At 65.0% G+C, this 13653-nt stretch carries 14 protein-coding genes; 7 read left to right on the forward strand and 7 right to left on the reverse strand.

Features of this window, described 5'->3' with window-relative positions; all coding sequences use genetic code 11:
* Positions 1-1457 (reverse strand): energy-dependent translational throttle protein EttA (gene ettA / locus Q7T45_RS00210; RefSeq protein ID WP_304865833.1); only part of this gene is annotated, 1457 nt, incomplete at its 3' end.
* A 243-nt stretch (positions 1458-1700) separates the two neighbouring features.
* On the opposite strand from ettA, the gene Q7T45_RS00215 reads away from it, so the two are divergent.
* Both Q7T45_RS00215 and Q7T45_RS00220 read left to right on the forward strand, forming a co-directional pair.
* On the forward strand, positions 1701-1904 hold the full coding sequence (locus Q7T45_RS00215) for a hypothetical protein (protein WP_304865836.1): 204 nt from the start codon (positions 1701-1703) through the stop codon (positions 1902-1904).
* A 240-nt stretch (positions 1905-2144) separates the two neighbouring features.
* Entirely contained in the window at positions 2145-3104 is a 960-nt protein-coding gene (locus tag Q7T45_RS00220; RefSeq protein ID WP_304865840.1) for a D-2-hydroxyacid dehydrogenase family protein, read from the forward strand.
* Between the two features lie 220 nt (positions 3105-3324).
* Here Q7T45_RS00220 and Q7T45_RS00225 read toward each other — a convergent pair whose 3' ends face one another.
* The gene (locus tag Q7T45_RS00225; RefSeq protein WP_304865843.1) at positions 3325-4542 is read right to left on the reverse strand and encodes a L,D-transpeptidase; all 1218 of its coding nucleotides are present in this window, start codon (positions 4540-4542) and stop codon (positions 3325-3327) included.
* A gap of 361 nt (positions 4543-4903) precedes the next feature.
* Here Q7T45_RS00225 and Q7T45_RS00230 point away from each other — a divergent pair, with 361 nt between their 5' ends.
* Positions 4904-5686: a hypothetical protein gene (locus tag Q7T45_RS00230; protein ID WP_304865846.1), complete on the forward strand. Its 783-nt coding sequence runs from the start codon at positions 4904-4906 to the stop codon at positions 5684-5686.
* Positions 5687-5695: 9 nt separating this feature from the next.
* Here the strand turns inward: Q7T45_RS00230 and sseA are convergent, their stop codons facing one another.
* The 3 genes from sseA to Q7T45_RS00245 form a co-directional block, all read right to left on the reverse strand.
* Positions 5696-6556: a 3-mercaptopyruvate sulfurtransferase gene (sseA, locus tag Q7T45_RS00235; RefSeq protein ID WP_304865850.1), complete on the reverse strand. Its 861-nt coding sequence runs from the start codon at positions 6554-6556 to the stop codon at positions 5696-5698.
* Between the two features lie 124 nt (positions 6557-6680).
* Positions 6681-7094 (reverse strand): rhodanese-like domain-containing protein, encoded by a 414-nt coding sequence (locus tag Q7T45_RS00240; protein WP_304865853.1) that lies wholly within the window; start codon positions 7092-7094, stop codon positions 6681-6683.
* Between the two features lie 169 nt (positions 7095-7263).
* Positions 7264-8439 carry a VWA domain-containing protein gene (locus Q7T45_RS00245; RefSeq protein WP_304865856.1) on the reverse strand — a complete coding sequence of 392 codons (1176 nt, stop codon included), beginning with the start codon at positions 8437-8439 and terminating at the stop codon, positions 7264-7266.
* A 123-nt stretch (positions 8440-8562) separates the two neighbouring features.
* Between Q7T45_RS00245 and Q7T45_RS00250 the strand changes: the two genes are divergently transcribed.
* The 3 genes from Q7T45_RS00250 (at position 8563) to Q7T45_RS00260 (ending at position 10962) form a co-directional block, all read left to right on the forward strand.
* Positions 8563-8808 (forward strand): GlsB/YeaQ/YmgE family stress response membrane protein, encoded by a 246-nt coding sequence (locus Q7T45_RS00250; RefSeq protein WP_304865859.1) that lies wholly within the window; start codon positions 8563-8565, stop codon positions 8806-8808.
* 102 nt (positions 8809-8910) lie between these two features.
* Complete coding sequence (locus Q7T45_RS00255) at positions 8911-9753, forward strand: MoxR family ATPase (RefSeq protein ID WP_304865862.1); 843 nt, start codon at positions 8911-8913, stop codon at positions 9751-9753.
* 15 nt (positions 9754-9768) lie between these two features.
* Positions 9769-10962, forward strand: coding sequence for a serine hydrolase (locus tag Q7T45_RS00260; protein WP_304865864.1), 1194 nt, complete (start codon positions 9769-9771; stop codon positions 10960-10962).
* Positions 10963-11363: 401 nt separating this feature from the next.
* Here the strand turns inward: Q7T45_RS00260 and Q7T45_RS00265 are convergent, their stop codons facing one another.
* Positions 11364-11486 (reverse strand): hypothetical protein, encoded by a 123-nt coding sequence (locus Q7T45_RS00265; protein ID WP_304865866.1) that lies wholly within the window; start codon positions 11484-11486, stop codon positions 11364-11366.
* A 13-nt stretch (positions 11487-11499) separates the two neighbouring features.
* Here Q7T45_RS00265 and Q7T45_RS00270 point away from each other — a divergent pair, with 13 nt between their 5' ends.
* Positions 11500-11784 (forward strand): type II toxin-antitoxin system Phd/YefM family antitoxin, encoded by a 285-nt coding sequence (locus Q7T45_RS00270; RefSeq protein ID WP_304865869.1) that lies wholly within the window; start codon positions 11500-11502, stop codon positions 11782-11784.
* A 224-nt stretch (positions 11785-12008) separates the two neighbouring features.
* On the opposite strand, the gene Q7T45_RS00280 is transcribed toward Q7T45_RS00270, so the two are convergent.
* On the reverse strand, positions 12009-13640 hold the full coding sequence (locus tag Q7T45_RS00280) for a GMC family oxidoreductase (RefSeq protein ID WP_304865872.1): 1632 nt from the start codon (positions 13638-13640) through the stop codon (positions 12009-12011).
* Positions 13641-13653 lie beyond the last annotated feature (13 nt).

Below are 13653 nucleotides of genomic sequence, written 5' to 3' on the forward strand. Positions count from 1 at the left end.
CCGGCGAATTCCTCCAGCGCCTCTTCCAGCGCCGCCAGCGTCTCGGTGTCGAGGTCGTTGGTCGGCTCGTCGAGGAGCAGCACGTTGGCGCCGGACTTCAGCATCTTGGCCAGATGCACGCGGTTGCGCTCGCCGCCTGACAGCGAGCCGACCTTCTTCTGCTGGTCGGCGCCCTTGAAGTTGAACGACGAGCAATAGCCGCGCGAATTGACCTCGCGCTTGCCGAGCAGAATGAGTTCGTTGCCGCCGGAAATCTCCTCCCACACGCTCTTCTTGCCGTCGAGGCTGTCGCGGGACTGGTCGACATAGCCGAGATGCACGCTCTCGCCGATCGTGATGGTGCCCTTGTCCGGCTTCTCCTGCCCGGTGATCATCCGGAACAGCGTGGTCTTGCCGGCGCCGTTGGGGCCGATCACGCCGACGATGCCGCCCGGCGGCAGCTTGAAGGTGAGGTTGTCGATCAGGAGCTTGTCGCCAAATCCCTTGGTCAGGCCCTCGAAATCGACCACGTTCTGACCGAGGCGCTCGGCCACCGGAATCGTGATCTGCGCGGTCTGGGTCTGCTTCTCGCCGGCCTGCTTCAGCAGGTCCTCGTAGCGCTGGTAGCGCGCCTTGGACTTGGCCTGGCGGGCTTTCGGCGAGGCCGCGATCCATTCCTTTTCGCGCTCCAGCGTGCGCTGATGCGCGGCGTCCTCGCGGCCTTCCTGGGCCAGGCGCTTCTGCTTCTGCGACAGCCAGGCGGTGTAGTTGCCCTCGTAGGGAATGCCCTTGCCGCGGTCGAGTTCGAGAATCCAGGACGTGACGTTGTCGAGGAAGTAGCGGTCATGGGTGACGATCAGGATCGCGCCGGGATATTTGCGCAGGTGGCCTTCCAGCCATGTAACCGACTCGGCGTCGAGATGGTTGGTCGGCTCGTCCAGCAGCAACAGATCGGGCTGGTCGAGCAGCAGCTTGCACAAAGCGACGCGGCGGCGCTCGCCGCCGGAAAGCTTGGTCACGTCGGAATCGTCGGGGGGACAGCGCAGCGCCTCCATCGCCTGGTCGACCTTGCTGTCGAGATCCCAGAGGCCGGCGGCCTCGATCTCGTCCTGCAGTTTTGTCATTTCATCGGCGGTTTCCTCGGAATAGTTCATCGCCAGTTCGTTGTAGCGATCCATGATCCCCTTCTGCTTGGCGACCCCGAGCATGACGTTCTCACGCACCGTCTTGGCGGCGTCGAGCTGCGGTTCCTGTTCGAGATAGCCGACCCGCGCGCCCTCGGCGACCCAGGCCTCGCCGGTGTATTCCTTGTCGAGGCCGGCCATGATCCGCAGCAGCGTCGATTTGCCGGAGCCGTTGACGCCGAGCACGCCGATCTTGGCGTCCGGATAGAACGACAGATGGACGTTATCCAGCACCTTGCGGGTCGGGTAGGTCTTGGACAGACCCTGCATGAAATAGACGAACTGACGGGCCATCGCGATCCCTTGAAACCGTGGATTTGGAAACCGTGGATTTTACGGAAATTTGCTGCCGCTGATGTAGCGGGACAGGCCCCAAAGGGCAACCGCGCGGCAACGGTTTTCCATTCGTTCACCAGTATCATTACGAGTAGGTGCAATTGAAACCTTCTTTTAATGACTCCCGCCCAAAACTGGCCGCCAGCGCCACAAAAAGCGCTCCGCGCGACAGAAGTCGCCCGGCAAGAAGGCAGGTCCGTCATGGCAACGATCACGTCAGAACAGCTCTCCTCCCCGGCGAACCGCCGCGACGGACACAGCAATCCTCTCGCCGAAATCCGTGATTTTTGCCGCCAGTTCCTCGCCCGGGCCTTCGATTCGTACCGGCCGGAACTGCATTACATGCGCGGCCCCGGCCCGGCCTGCCGCGCCAAGCAGACCGCCGCGCACCGCCACGGCGGCTGACCCTGGCGCTTGCCGCCCATGCTTCGAGACGCTCGCTGCGCTCGCTCCTCAGCATGAGGTTGTGTGTGTTTCAGCAAGTCAAACCTCATCCTGAGGAGGCCACGAAGTGGCCGTCTCGAAGGATGGGCAGCGATACTTTGATGCCGCAGGCGCTTGCGCGCCTGTCGATTGCGCGCGACCATGGCGCTTCCCCGACGGCGCGTTTCCGCCCCGTCATCATCGCCATGAACGGACCTTTCCATGACGCGGCTGCGCTGTGCAATTCTCGATGACTATCTCAACGTGGCCTTGACGCTCGCGGACTGGTCCAAGGTCTCCGATCGCGTCGACGTCACCGTGTTCGACCAGCCCTTCGCTTCGCAGCAGGCCGCCGCCGACGCGCTCAAGGATTTCGAGATCATCTGCGCGATGCGCGAACGCACCCCGTTCCCCCGCGCGCTGTTCGCGGCGCTGCCCAGGCTGAAACTGTTCATCACCTCGGGCATGCGCAATGCCGCGCTCGATCTGGAGGCGGCGAAGGATCAAGGTATCGTGCTGTGCGGGACGCAATTTTCCCGCGATCCCACCGCGCCGCTGACGATGGGCCTGATCCTGGAGCTGACCCGCAATATCGGCCGCGAGAACGCGCGCATGCATGCCGGCGAGCCCTTGCAGAAATTCGCCGGCATCGAGATCGAGGGCAAGACGCTCGGCGTGGTCGGCCTCGGCAAGCTGGGCGCCAAGGTGTCGGGGCTGGCACAGGCCTTCGGCATGAAGGTGATCGCCTGGAGCCCGAACCTGACGCCGGAGCGATGCAAGGAAGTCGGGGTCGGTTATGCCAGCAAGGAGGAACTGTTCGCCACCGCCGATATCATCACCGTCCATGTGGTGCTGAGCCAGCGCTCGCGCGGACTGGTGGGCGCGGCGGATCTCGCCCGGATGAAGCCGACCAGCTACATCGTCAACACCGCGCGCGGCCCGATCATCGACGAAGACGCACTTCTGCAAACCCTGCAGCAGAAGAAGATCGCCGGCGCCGCGGTCGACGTGTTCTCGGTCGAGCCGCTGCCGGTGGACCATCCGTTCCGCAAGCTCGACAATCTCGTGCTGACGCCGCATCTCGGCTACGTCACCGAAGAGAGTTTTCGCAACCACTACAGCCAGATGGTCGAGGGCATCGACGCCTGGTTCAAGGGCGAGCCGGCGCGGCGGCTGGCGTAGCTTCTTACCCTCCCCTGGAGGGGGAGGGTCGACGCGAACCCGGCGATGCGAAGCATCGTCCGGAGAGCGGCGGGGTGGGGTGACGGTCTCTGGTCTCGAACAGTGTCCGAGTTGAGAGATCACCCCACCCCGCCTCACATTTCGCTGCGCTCAATGTGAGCCGACCCTCCCCCTCCAGGGGAGGGTGAGAGCGACCCGCTTCGAGTTCAGAATAGATCGACTACCTTACCGTCACCGGCGCGGGCAGCGGCGGCACCACGGTGGGCTGCTGGCCGGGCACCGGAGCGTTGTAGGCCTGAGCCGGGCCTGGGCCCGCAGCGGGCAGCGGCTGGGCCGAAGCGGTGGCGGTCGATGCCGGCGGCGCGCCGCCGGGCAACACGACCACGCGGGTGCCGACCTTGACCCGGTCGAACAGGTCCGAGACGTCCTCGTTCAGCATGCCGATGCAGCCCGAGGAGACGAACTTGCCGATGGTGGAAGGCTGGTTGGTGCCGTGGATACGAAACACGGTGGAGCCGAGATACATGGCGCGCGCGCCCATCGGATTGCCGGGGCCACCGGCCATGAAGCGCGGCAGATAGGGCTGACGTTCGATCATCTCGGTCGGCGGATGCCAATCCGGCCACTCGGCCTTGCGCGAGACCTTCTGCACCCCGTTCCAGGTGAAGCCGTCGCGGCCGACGCGGACGCCGTAGCGGATCGCCCGTCCATTACCCAGGATGTAATAGAGGTGGGTGTTGGGGGTATCGACAACGAGCGTTCCCGCCGGCTCCTTGGTGGCGTAGGCCACTTCCTGCTTGCGCAGATGCGGCGGCAATTGCGCCGGGCCGACTTCGGGCTGTTCTTCGGGCGGCAGCGCCGACAGTACCAACGGACGGCCGTCGGCCCCCTGCGGGGCGCCTGGCTGCACCGTTCCGGTGACGCCTTGTGGATTAAGGCCTTGCGGCTCGCCAATGCCTCCCGGCGGACGCAGCGCGCGAGGGTCGTCGTTGCCGCGATCCGAATAGGTCTGTTGCGGCGGACCGGCGGGGCGGTCCGAATAGATGACCGGCGGCGGTCCATCGGGACGACCGTAGCGCGGATCGCTCGGCGACAGGATCGGGCCGGGGGCGCGGTCGGAGTAAACCGGCCGGCTGTCCGGCCTGCCATAGCGCGGATCGGCCGGCGAAAGCACCGGGCCGGGGGGCGACAGGGCGGTGGAACTCTGCGCGTTCGGCGCGTCGTCATCGTCATCCAGCGCGTCGAAATCCGGCGCGCCGGGGGCGCGGCGTTCATCGACAATATAGCCGCCGGGCGGATAAGGCGCCGGCGCGGCCGAATACAAGGGACCGGAGGGCTGCGAATAGCCTTGCGCCAGCGCAACGGAGATCCCCATGGAGGTTCCCGCCGCGCCCGCCGCCAAGGCAGCACAAATCGTCAGAATGCGTTTGATCATCATCGCTCTTGTATAGACCCCAAGCCGACACCGGACCGTTAATGGCAGATGGCCGAAGATAGCGGCGCATTCAAGACAAAACCGCAAAATCAGGCCCGATTCCAGCATATTGTGATGAACCGGGCAGCGTGGCCGCGATGCCGCACCCCGCAAGAAAACGGGGTCGGCGGGGTACCCCGCCGTCGAATTGGTGCAAACGTCCGGGAAGCGGTTGCGCTATCCTGAAATCAGCCTGATTCGCTGCGCGCCGGCGGCGGCCCGCGTCGCGAAGCCGGTCAAGTGTGTGTGGTCACCGCGTTCCAACCGCGTTCCCTTGGGTTCAAAGGCCTTCCCAGATCAGCTGCGAAGGCGGAAATCGCGTTCCATGCTTCCCGGCTTTCGTTTTCTGCTCGCCGCGATCGTGCTGTCGATGTCGGTCCTGGTGTTCGGGCTCGGCGCGGCGGCCCTGCTGCGCGCCGCCCACGAGGAATTTGCCAGCACCCCGGCCTGGCGCGTGGCGCCAGAGCCGAAATTTGCCCGGCAGAACAACGCCCCGACGGAAGCCCTAAAAGAAGAGCCCATGCCCGTGCTGGCGATATTGCGGGTCGAACCGGAGCCGCTCCAGCCGACGGCCACGGACAGTATTCCCGCGGCCTCGGCGCCAGCCGAGCCGGCGGCGATCGCCCCGATGCCGGATCAGCCCGAGAAGATCGCCGCACTGGTGCCGCAGGACAAAAACCCGCCGGAGGCCGCGAAGCCTGACATCGCGGCCCCGGAAATGTCAGGGCAAAGCGAGGCGCCGGCTGTCGACACCCCCGCCCCCGTCCCGGCTGAGGAAACCAGGATGGCGACGGCGGAACAGGTCCTGCCGCCCGCCAGTGAAGCCGTCGCGCCCGCACCTCAACAATCGATCGCACCGCCCGCGGCCGACACCGATATCACCGCAACGAGGATCGCCACCCTGGGCGGTCCGCCGGTTGCCATCGAGACACCGCCGCCGGCGAAGGCCGCCAGCGCCAAGCCCGACCCTGAAGCGCGCAAGAAACGCCTCCAGGCGCGGCGCGCCAAGGAACGACGCAGGATCGCGTTGCGGGCGCGACAGGCCGCGGCTCAGCAACAGGCCGCCGATCCGTTCGCGCAGCCGACAATCACCACACGCAGCCGCTGAAGTTTTCGGTCACGCCGGACCGGTTGCGATCGGCGGGCCGTCGGGCAGGCCCCATTCGGCCCACGAGCCGTCATACAGCGCTGAGCCGCGCACGCCGAGCCGGTACAGCGCCAGCGTCAGCACCAGCGCGGAGACGCCGGAGCCGCAGCTGGTGACGATCGGCCTGGTCAGATCGACGCCCGCTCCCGCGAAGGCTCGACGCAACTCCTCCAGCGGTTTCATCGCGCCGGTGCCGGCATCGAACAACTCGTTGTAGGGCACGTTGCGGCTGCCAGGGATATGACCCGAGCGGCGGCCGGGCCACACCTCGGCGACCGTTCCCTCGAAACGCGGCCGCGCCCGCGCATCGACCACCTGCTCGGCCTTTGTTTCGAGATTGCCCACCAATTGCTGCTGGCTACGGACATAGCTGGAATCGAGCTTGGCCCGGAATTTTCCGGGCTTCGGCGTGACCTTGCCGGAATGCGTCGGGCGGCCCTCGCGCAGCCATTTCTTCAGGCCGCCGTCCAGCACCTTCACATTGGGATGGCCGAACGACAGGAACATCCACCACGCCCGCGGCGCCGCGGTCCAGCCGCCGGAATCATAGGCCACCACGGTATCGTCGGAGGAAATGCCGAGTGCGGCGACGTCGCGCGCGAACTGCGCGGCATCGGGATACATATGCGGCCGCGGGTCATCGGGCGCGGCAATGGCGTTGACGTCAAAGAACACCGCGCCCGGAATATGCCCGCCGAGATAATCCTCCGACGGCAGCGGCAGCACGCCGGGCAGCTTGGAAGATGCGTCGATGATCTTGACTTTGGGATCGTCGAGACGGGCGGCGAGCCAGTCGGTGGAAACAAGTGGATCGTCGGTGGATGAAGTCATCGTACCAAATCCCTGTTGTCATTCCGGGGCGAGCCTAAGGCGAGAACCCGGAATCTCGATGTGCCTAACTCGATCGAGATTCCGGGTTCGCGCTGGCGCGCGCCCCGGAATGACGAATGAAGTCTCAACCCTTCTTCTTCGGCTCGAATTTCTCTACCGGACCGCCGGCGTCGCGCCAGGCGGCGAAACCGCCGGCTACATGGGCGACCGGCTTCAGTCCCATATCCTGCGCGGTCTTGGCCGCCAGCGCCGAGCGCAGGCCGCCGGCGCAATGAAAGATGAATTTCTTGTCTTCCTGGAACACCGGCTTGGCGTAGGGGCTCGCCGGGTCGATCCAGAATTCGAGCATGCCGCGGGTGCAGGAGAACGCCCCCGGAATTCTGCCGTCGCGCTCGATCTCGCGGGGATCGCGGATATCGACGATCACGACGCCGTCATCCTGCGCGGCCTGGATGGCCTCGGCGGCGCTCAAGGTCTCGATCTCGGCATTGGCTGCGTCCATCAAGGCCTTGATGCCGGTGTGGATGGTCTGGGGCATTTGAGCTTCCCTCTTGATATGGGTCGATGAAGGCACAGCGAAACAGGTCGGCCCCCTCTCCCATCGGGAGAGGGTTGGGGTGAGGGGTTACGGTCTATCGCTAGTCCGTAACCCCTCACCCGGATCGCAAGAGCGATCCGACCTCTCCCAAAGGGAGAGGTAAGCAAGTCTACCGCACCAGTTCCTTCATCGCGCCCTCGAGGCCTTCGATCGTGATCGGGTACATGCGTTCCGAGAACAGCCGGCGGATGATGGTGGTGGATTCCGAATAGTCCCAGTGCTTCTGCGCCACCGGGTTGAGCCACACCGCATGCGGATAGGTGCGGGTAATGCGCTCCAGCCAGACCGAACCGGCCTCTTCGTTGACGTGCTCGACCGAGCCGCCGGGGACCATGACTTCGTAGGGGCTCATCGAGGCGTCGCCGACGAACACCACCTTGTAGTCGTGCGGATATTTATGCAGCACGTCCCAGGTCGGCGTGCGGTCGGTGAAGCGCCGCTTGTTCTGCTTCCAGACGCCTTCATAGAGGCAATTGTGGAAGTAGAAATATTCCATGTGCTTGAATTCGCTCTTCGCCGCCGAGAACAGCTCCTCGACCTGCTCGATATGCGAATCCATGGACCCACCGATATCGAAGAACACCAGCACCTTGACCGCGTTGCGCCGCTCGGGGCGCATATGGACGTCGAGATAGCCGTGGTTGGCGGTCTCCCGGATCGTGGTGTCGAGGTCGAGTTCGTCGGGGGCGCCGGTGCGGGCGAATTTGCGCAGGCGCCGCAGCGCGATCTTGATGTTGCGGATGCCGAGCTCGACATTGCCGTCGAGATCCCTGAACTCGCGCTTGTCCCACACCTTCACGGCGCGGTTGTTGCGGTTCTTGTCCTGGCCGATCCGCACGCCCTCGGGATTGTAGCCATGGGCGCCGAACGGCGAGGTACCGGCGGTGCCGATCCACTTGTTGCCGCCCTGGTGCCGGCCCTGCTGTTCCTTCAGGCGCTGGCGCAGCGTCTCCATGAGCTTGTCCCAGCCCATCGCCTCGATCTGCTTCTTCTCTTCCTCGGTGAGGTATTTCTCGGCGAGCTTCTTCAGCCATTCGGCGGGAATGTCCGCTTTCTCCATGGCGTCGAGCAGGCTCTCCAGCCCCTTGAACACGGAACCGAACACGCGATCGAACTTGTCGAGGTTGCGCTCGTCCTTCACCAGCGCCGCGCGCGACAGGTAGTAGAAATTCTCCACCGTCTGCTCGGCGAGGTCGGCGTCGAGCGCCTCCATCAGCGTCAAATATTCGCGCAAGGTGACCGGGACCTGGGCATCGCGCAGCGATGTGAAGAATTGCAAGAACATGGGCTACAGATTGCCCGCCGGACCGCCAACGTCAAGGGCCTTGCGCGCCTCCAAGAGGCCTAGACCTGCCGGCTTTTTCAACTAGAATTGGTCCATCAGGGCTTTATCAGTGGGGCATTATCAATGAGTATTTTGGCGGCAATTGTGATCGGCGCGATCGCCGGCTGGCTCGCCGGCCTGATCGTTCGCGGCGCCGGCTTCGGGCTGATCGGCAATATCGTGATCGGCATCATCGGCGCGCTGGTGGCAAGCTGGATATTGCCGCAACTGGGCGTCAGCCTCGGCGGCAGCGCATTCCGCGACATCGTCAACGCCACCATCGGCGCGGTGATCGTCCTCGTCATCCTCTCGCTGGTCAAACGGGTCTGACCAACCTCTCACCCCATGGCGACCGCCGATCCGGCGGTCGTTTCCTTTAGAGACAGAGGCGCTGCGTCGCGCTCAAGAACAAGCAACAAGGCAACGACTAAAATGAAATTTACCGGCACCAAGGACTACGTCGCCACGGATGACCTCAAGATCGCCGTCAATGCCTCGATCGTGCTGGAGCGCCCGCTGCTGATCAAGGGCGAGCCCGGCACCGGCAAGACCGTGCTGGCCGAGGAAGTCGCCAAGGCGCTCGGGGCGCCGCTGCTGACCTGGCACATCAAGTCCACCACCAAGGCGCAGCAGGGCCTCTACGAATACGACGCGGTGTCGCGGCTGCGCGACAGCCAGCTCGGCGATGCCAAGGTCTCCGACATCGCCAACTACATCAAGCGCGGCAAATTGTGGGAGGCGTTCACCCACGAGAAGCGCCCGGTGCTCCTGATCGACGAAATCGACAAGGCCGATATCGAATTCCCCAACGATCTCCTGCTCGAACTCGATCGCATGGAATTCTTCGTCTACGAGACCGGCGAGAATATCAAGGCGACGCTGCGCCCGATCGTGATGATCACCTCGAACAACGAGAAGGAACTGCCGGACGCGTTCCTGCGCCGCTGCTTCTTCCACTACATCAAGTTCCCCGATGCCGACACCATGCAGCGCATCGTCGACGTGCATTTCCCCGGCATCAAGAAGCGCCTGGTGGAAGAAGCCCTGCGGATATTCTTCGAGGTGCGCGAAGTGCCCGGCCTGAAGAAGAAGCCGTCGACCTCGGAGCTGCTGGACTGGCTGAAGCTGCTGCTCAACGAGGACATGACGCCGGAAATGCTCAGGGAGCGCGACCCGCGCAAGCTGATCCCGCCGCTGCACGGCGCGCTCCTGAAGAACGAGCAGGACGTGCACCTGTTCGAGCGGCTGGCGTTTCTGAGCCGGCGCGAGGTGTAGGTGGGGAAGCCTGCCTTGGCCGGCACGGCGGGCGCCGGGAATTCACCGGAGCGTGCAGCCCTCGACTCCAGCCTGCGCGGCGCGGTCGAGCGCAAGGACGTGCCGGGCGTGGTCGCGCTGGTCACCGATCGCGAGCGCGTGCTGTATCAGAGCGCCTTCGGCGTGGCGGATGTCGCGACCGGGCGCCCGCTCACATCAGATGCGCTGTTTCGCATCGCCTCGATGACCAAGCCGGTCACGTCGGTGGCCTTGATGCAGCTGATCGAGCAGGGCCGCCTCGGCCTCGACGATCCGGCCGAAAAATACCTGCCCGAGCTTGCCGGACTGAAAGTCTTCGAATCGTTCGACCCGGCGACCGGCGCCTACCAGCTCCGCCCGGCATCGCGACCGGCCACCGTCAGACACTTCCTGACGCATACGTCCGGCCTCGCCTATCCGTTCACCAGTGAGACCTGGCGCGATTTCAAACCGCGTGCCGGCGAAACCTATCCGTTCGGCGGACCGCTGCTGTTCGATCCGGGCGAGCGCTGGCACTACAGCACCTCTACCGATGTCGTCGGCAGACTGGTCGAGGTGATATCCGGCGAGTTGCTCGAGGATTATTTCCGCCAGCACATCCTTGCCCCGCTCGGGATGAATGACACCTCCTACAACGTGCCGGAGGCCAAGGGGCCGCGCCTCGTCGCGCAACAGTGGCGCAGCGGCGAGCGCATGGACGGCGCCATCGAACTGCAAAGGCCGCAGCTCGGGCTCACCATCGCATCGCCGATCGGCGGCGGCGGCCTCGCCTCGACCGCTGACGACTACGGCCGCTTCGTGCGCATGCTGCTGGGCGGCGGCGCGCTCGAAGGGGCGCACGTGCTCGAGGCCGAGACAGTGGCGCTGATGGGCCAGAACCACATCGGTGCGATCACGGTCCCCGCGCTCAAGAGCGCGCTGCCGCGCAGCGCCGACTTCACCTTCATCGCCGACGGACGCGACAAATGGGGGCTCGGCTTCCTCATCACGGCCGATCAGGTACCAGGCAAGCGCTCCCCCGGCAGCCTGAGCTGGGCCGGCATCAACAACACGTACTTCTGGATCGATCCCATCAGCGGCATCGCCGGCGTGATCATGATGCAGTTTTTGCCGTTCGCCGACGCCAGGGCACTGGCGGTCTACGACATATTCGAGCACGGCACCTATCAGCTGGTGAAGGCCGAACGGTAGAAATCCTGCAATGGTCTGGCCGGCTTCATGCCGGCCAGACATTGCGCGACAGGCCCGCGATAATTCTTCTTCGTAGCCCGGATGGAGCCAACGGGTCGGCGCCAAGCGCCGAGCCGGTGGCGCAATCCGGGAACGGATGGAGCGGTGGCCCCGGATTTCGCAAGAGCTCCATCCGGGCTACGGGACTATGCGCGCAAGGGGCTCATGGCAGATCCACGCGTCCGTAAACGATGCACTCGCTCGCTCCGTCACAAGCCACCGGGAAGCAAGCCGGGTGCGAGCCAGGCGATCAGCGGATGGATCAGGAACGGTTGCGCATTGAATAGAACGTGGGCGAGTCGTCACTCGCAGGCACGTGAAGAAGTCGGCCGTGCCTACAAGACTACTACTCGTGCATCGCGCTAGCCGGCCATCGCAGCGCCACCGCCTCCGGCGCGGCCTTGCCGGATGACGAAATAACCTCTGAATCGCGACTTGACCATCGCGGCGGCGCCCTCAAGCAATATATTGGTCATATTGGTCATTGGAGGTTTCCACATGACAAAAGGCAACAATACCCCACCCTCACCGCCAGCTGAGGACACCTGGACGCTCGCGGGTGCCAAGGCCCGGTTCTCCGAGGTGGTGAATCGCGCCCAGGCCGGCCCCCAAACCATCACCCGCAACGGCAAGCCGCGCGCGGTCATCGTCTCCGCCGAGGAATGGGCGCGCAAGACCTTGCGCAAAGGCACCTTGGCCGAATTCCTGCTCGCATCGCCGCTGCGCGGCGCCGATCTCGAGCTGGAGCGCCAAAGCGACACGCCTCGCGATGTGACGCTTTGAATTTGCTGCTCGATACCAACGTGCTGTCGGAAGCGCAGCGGCGGACGCCTGACCTGAAGGTACTCGCCTGGCTGGATGCCGTCGACGAGGACCGGGGCAAAGCATCCTTGCCGGCGGGTCCCGGCTACTGTGCATGGGGTTGTTTTCGGTATTCTAATCGGCGGCGAGCACGCCTCGGCCCTGCGGCCAGACACCCGGCTCGCCGGGTCTCGCGAACAGCCCGCCTACACCACCACAGCCTCCGGCGCGGCCTTGCCGCGGATCATGTCGCTGGCCTTGTCGGCGATCATCAGGGTGGAGGCGTTGAGGTTGGCCGAGATCATGCGCGGCATGATCGAGGCATCGACGACGCGCAGGCCCTGCAGCCCGTGGACGCGGAGCTGGTCGTCGACCACGGCCCATTTGGCGTCGGCGGGACCCATCCGGCAGGTGCAGCCGGGATGGAAGGTGGTGGTGCCGCGCTCGGTTGCGGCGGCGAGGAATTCATCGTCGCTCTGCACGTTGGGGCCGGGATAATCCTCATAGGCGTAATACGGCGCCAGCGGCGCCGACGACAAAAGCCGCCGCGCCAGCTTCATGCCGGCGACCACGGTGCGGCGATCGAGTTCCTCGACCAGGTAATTGGTCTGGATGATTGGCGGCTGAAAAGGATCGGCCGAGCGGGCGCGGACATAGCCGCGGCTTTCCGGCCGCTGCTGCCACGAGGCCACGGTCATGCCGGGCTCGTCCTCGAGCTGGCCCTGCACGCCTTCCTTGTAGCTCGCCGGCGTGAAGGTCAGCTGCAGGTCGGAGCTTTCGGTGCTCTCGCCGGAATGCCAGAAGCAGTAGACCATGGTCGGCGACAGCGACAGCAGGCCGCGCCGCGTCGTCGCCCATTTCAGCGCCTCGACCCACAGGCTGAGGCCGCGCCTGAGCTCGTTGATGGTCTTGATGTTCTTGACGCGCGCGACCGAGCGCGGCGCGTAATGGTCCTGCAATCCCTCGCCGACACCGGTGAGCGCGTGGCGTACCTCGATGCCGAGCGAGCCCAGCAGCTCCGGCGATCCGACGCCGGACAATTGCAGCAGTTGCGGCGAGTTGTAGGTGCCGCCGGAAAGGATGACTTCCTTGTTGGCGCGCACCTCGACCGGCGTACCGCCCTTGCCCCCCCGGATGTAGCGCACGCCGACGGCGCGCTTGCCCTCGAAGATGATGTTGGTGGCATGCGCATGGGTGCGCACATGGACGTTGGGCCGCTTCATCGCCGGACGCAGGAACGCGGTCGCCGCGCTGACGCGCAGCCCGTCCTTGATGGTGCGCTGGGCGTAGGAAACGCCCTCCTGGATGCCGCCGTTATAATCGGGATTTTTGGGAATGCCGAGGCTCACCGCGCCGGCCATGAAGGCCTCGCAAAGCGGATCGCGCCAGTCCATGGTGGTGACGGTGAGCGCGCCGTCGCGGCCGCGGAACGTATCCTCGCCCTCGCCGACCCGCCGCTCCATCCGCTTGAAATAGGGCAGCACGTCCGGATAACCCCAGCCGCGATTGCCGAGCTGCGCCCAGGTATCGAAATCCTGACGCTGGCCGCGGTTGTAGATGTGGCCGTTGATCGAGGAGGAGCCGCCGAGCGTCTTGCCGCGCGGCGCGTAGATGCTGCGGCCGCCGGTCCAAGGCCCCGGCTCCTGCTGGTAGGCCCAGTTGATGCTCTTCATGTGGAAGGTCTTGATGAATCCCGCCGGCAGATGGATGTACGGGTGCCAGTCGCTGGGGCCGGCCTCCAGCACGCAGATGCTGGTGCCGGGGTCTTCGCTCAGCCGGTTGGCGAGCACGCTGCCCGCGGAGCCCGCGCCGATAATCACGTAATCGAACGTTTCCATCGTATTTTTTCCG

It is taken from the genome of Bradyrhizobium sp., from assembly GCF_030646015.1.
GTDB lineage: Bacteria > Pseudomonadota > Alphaproteobacteria > Rhizobiales > Xanthobacteraceae > Bradyrhizobium.

Bases quoted from the DNA above. Each gene is read 5' to 3' on its own strand.
- Q7T45_RS00255 (WP_304865862.1), top strand. From the start codon at position 8,911: ATGAAATTTACCGGCACCAAGGACTACGTCGCCACGGATGACCTCAAG.
- Q7T45_RS00250 (WP_304865859.1), top strand. From the start codon at position 8,563: ATGAGTATTTTGGCGGCAATTGTGATCGGCGCGATCGCCGGCTGGCTC.
- Q7T45_RS00225 (WP_304865843.1), bottom strand. From the start codon at position 4,542: ATGATGATCAAACGCATTCTGACGATTTGTGCTGCCTTGGCGGCGGGC.
- Q7T45_RS00270 (WP_304865869.1), top strand. From the start codon at position 11,500: ATGACAAAAGGCAACAATACCCCACCCTCACCGCCAGCTGAGGACACC.
- Q7T45_RS00245 (WP_304865856.1), bottom strand. From the start codon at position 8,439: ATGTTCTTGCAATTCTTCACATCGCTGCGCGATGCCCAGGTCCCGGTC.
- Q7T45_RS00215 (WP_304865836.1), top strand. From the start codon at position 1,701: ATGGCAACGATCACGTCAGAACAGCTCTCCTCCCCGGCGAACCGCCGC.
- sseA (WP_304865850.1), bottom strand. From the start codon at position 6,556: ATGACTTCATCCACCGACGATCCACTTGTTTCCACCGACTGGCTCGCC.
- Q7T45_RS00220 (WP_304865840.1), top strand. From the start codon at position 2,145: ATGACGCGGCTGCGCTGTGCAATTCTCGATGACTATCTCAACGTGGCC.
- Q7T45_RS00240 (WP_304865853.1), bottom strand. From the start codon at position 7,094: ATGCCCCAGACCATCCACACCGGCATCAAGGCCTTGATGGACGCAGCC.
- Q7T45_RS00280 (WP_304865872.1), bottom strand. From the start codon at position 13,640: ATGGAAACGTTCGATTACGTGATTATCGGCGCGGGCTCCGCGGGCAGC.
- Q7T45_RS00230 (WP_304865846.1), top strand. From the start codon at position 4,904: ATGCTTCCCGGCTTTCGTTTTCTGCTCGCCGCGATCGTGCTGTCGATG.
- Q7T45_RS00265 (WP_304865866.1), bottom strand. From the start codon at position 11,486: ATGACCAATATGACCAATATATTGCTTGAGGGCGCCGCCGCGATGGTC.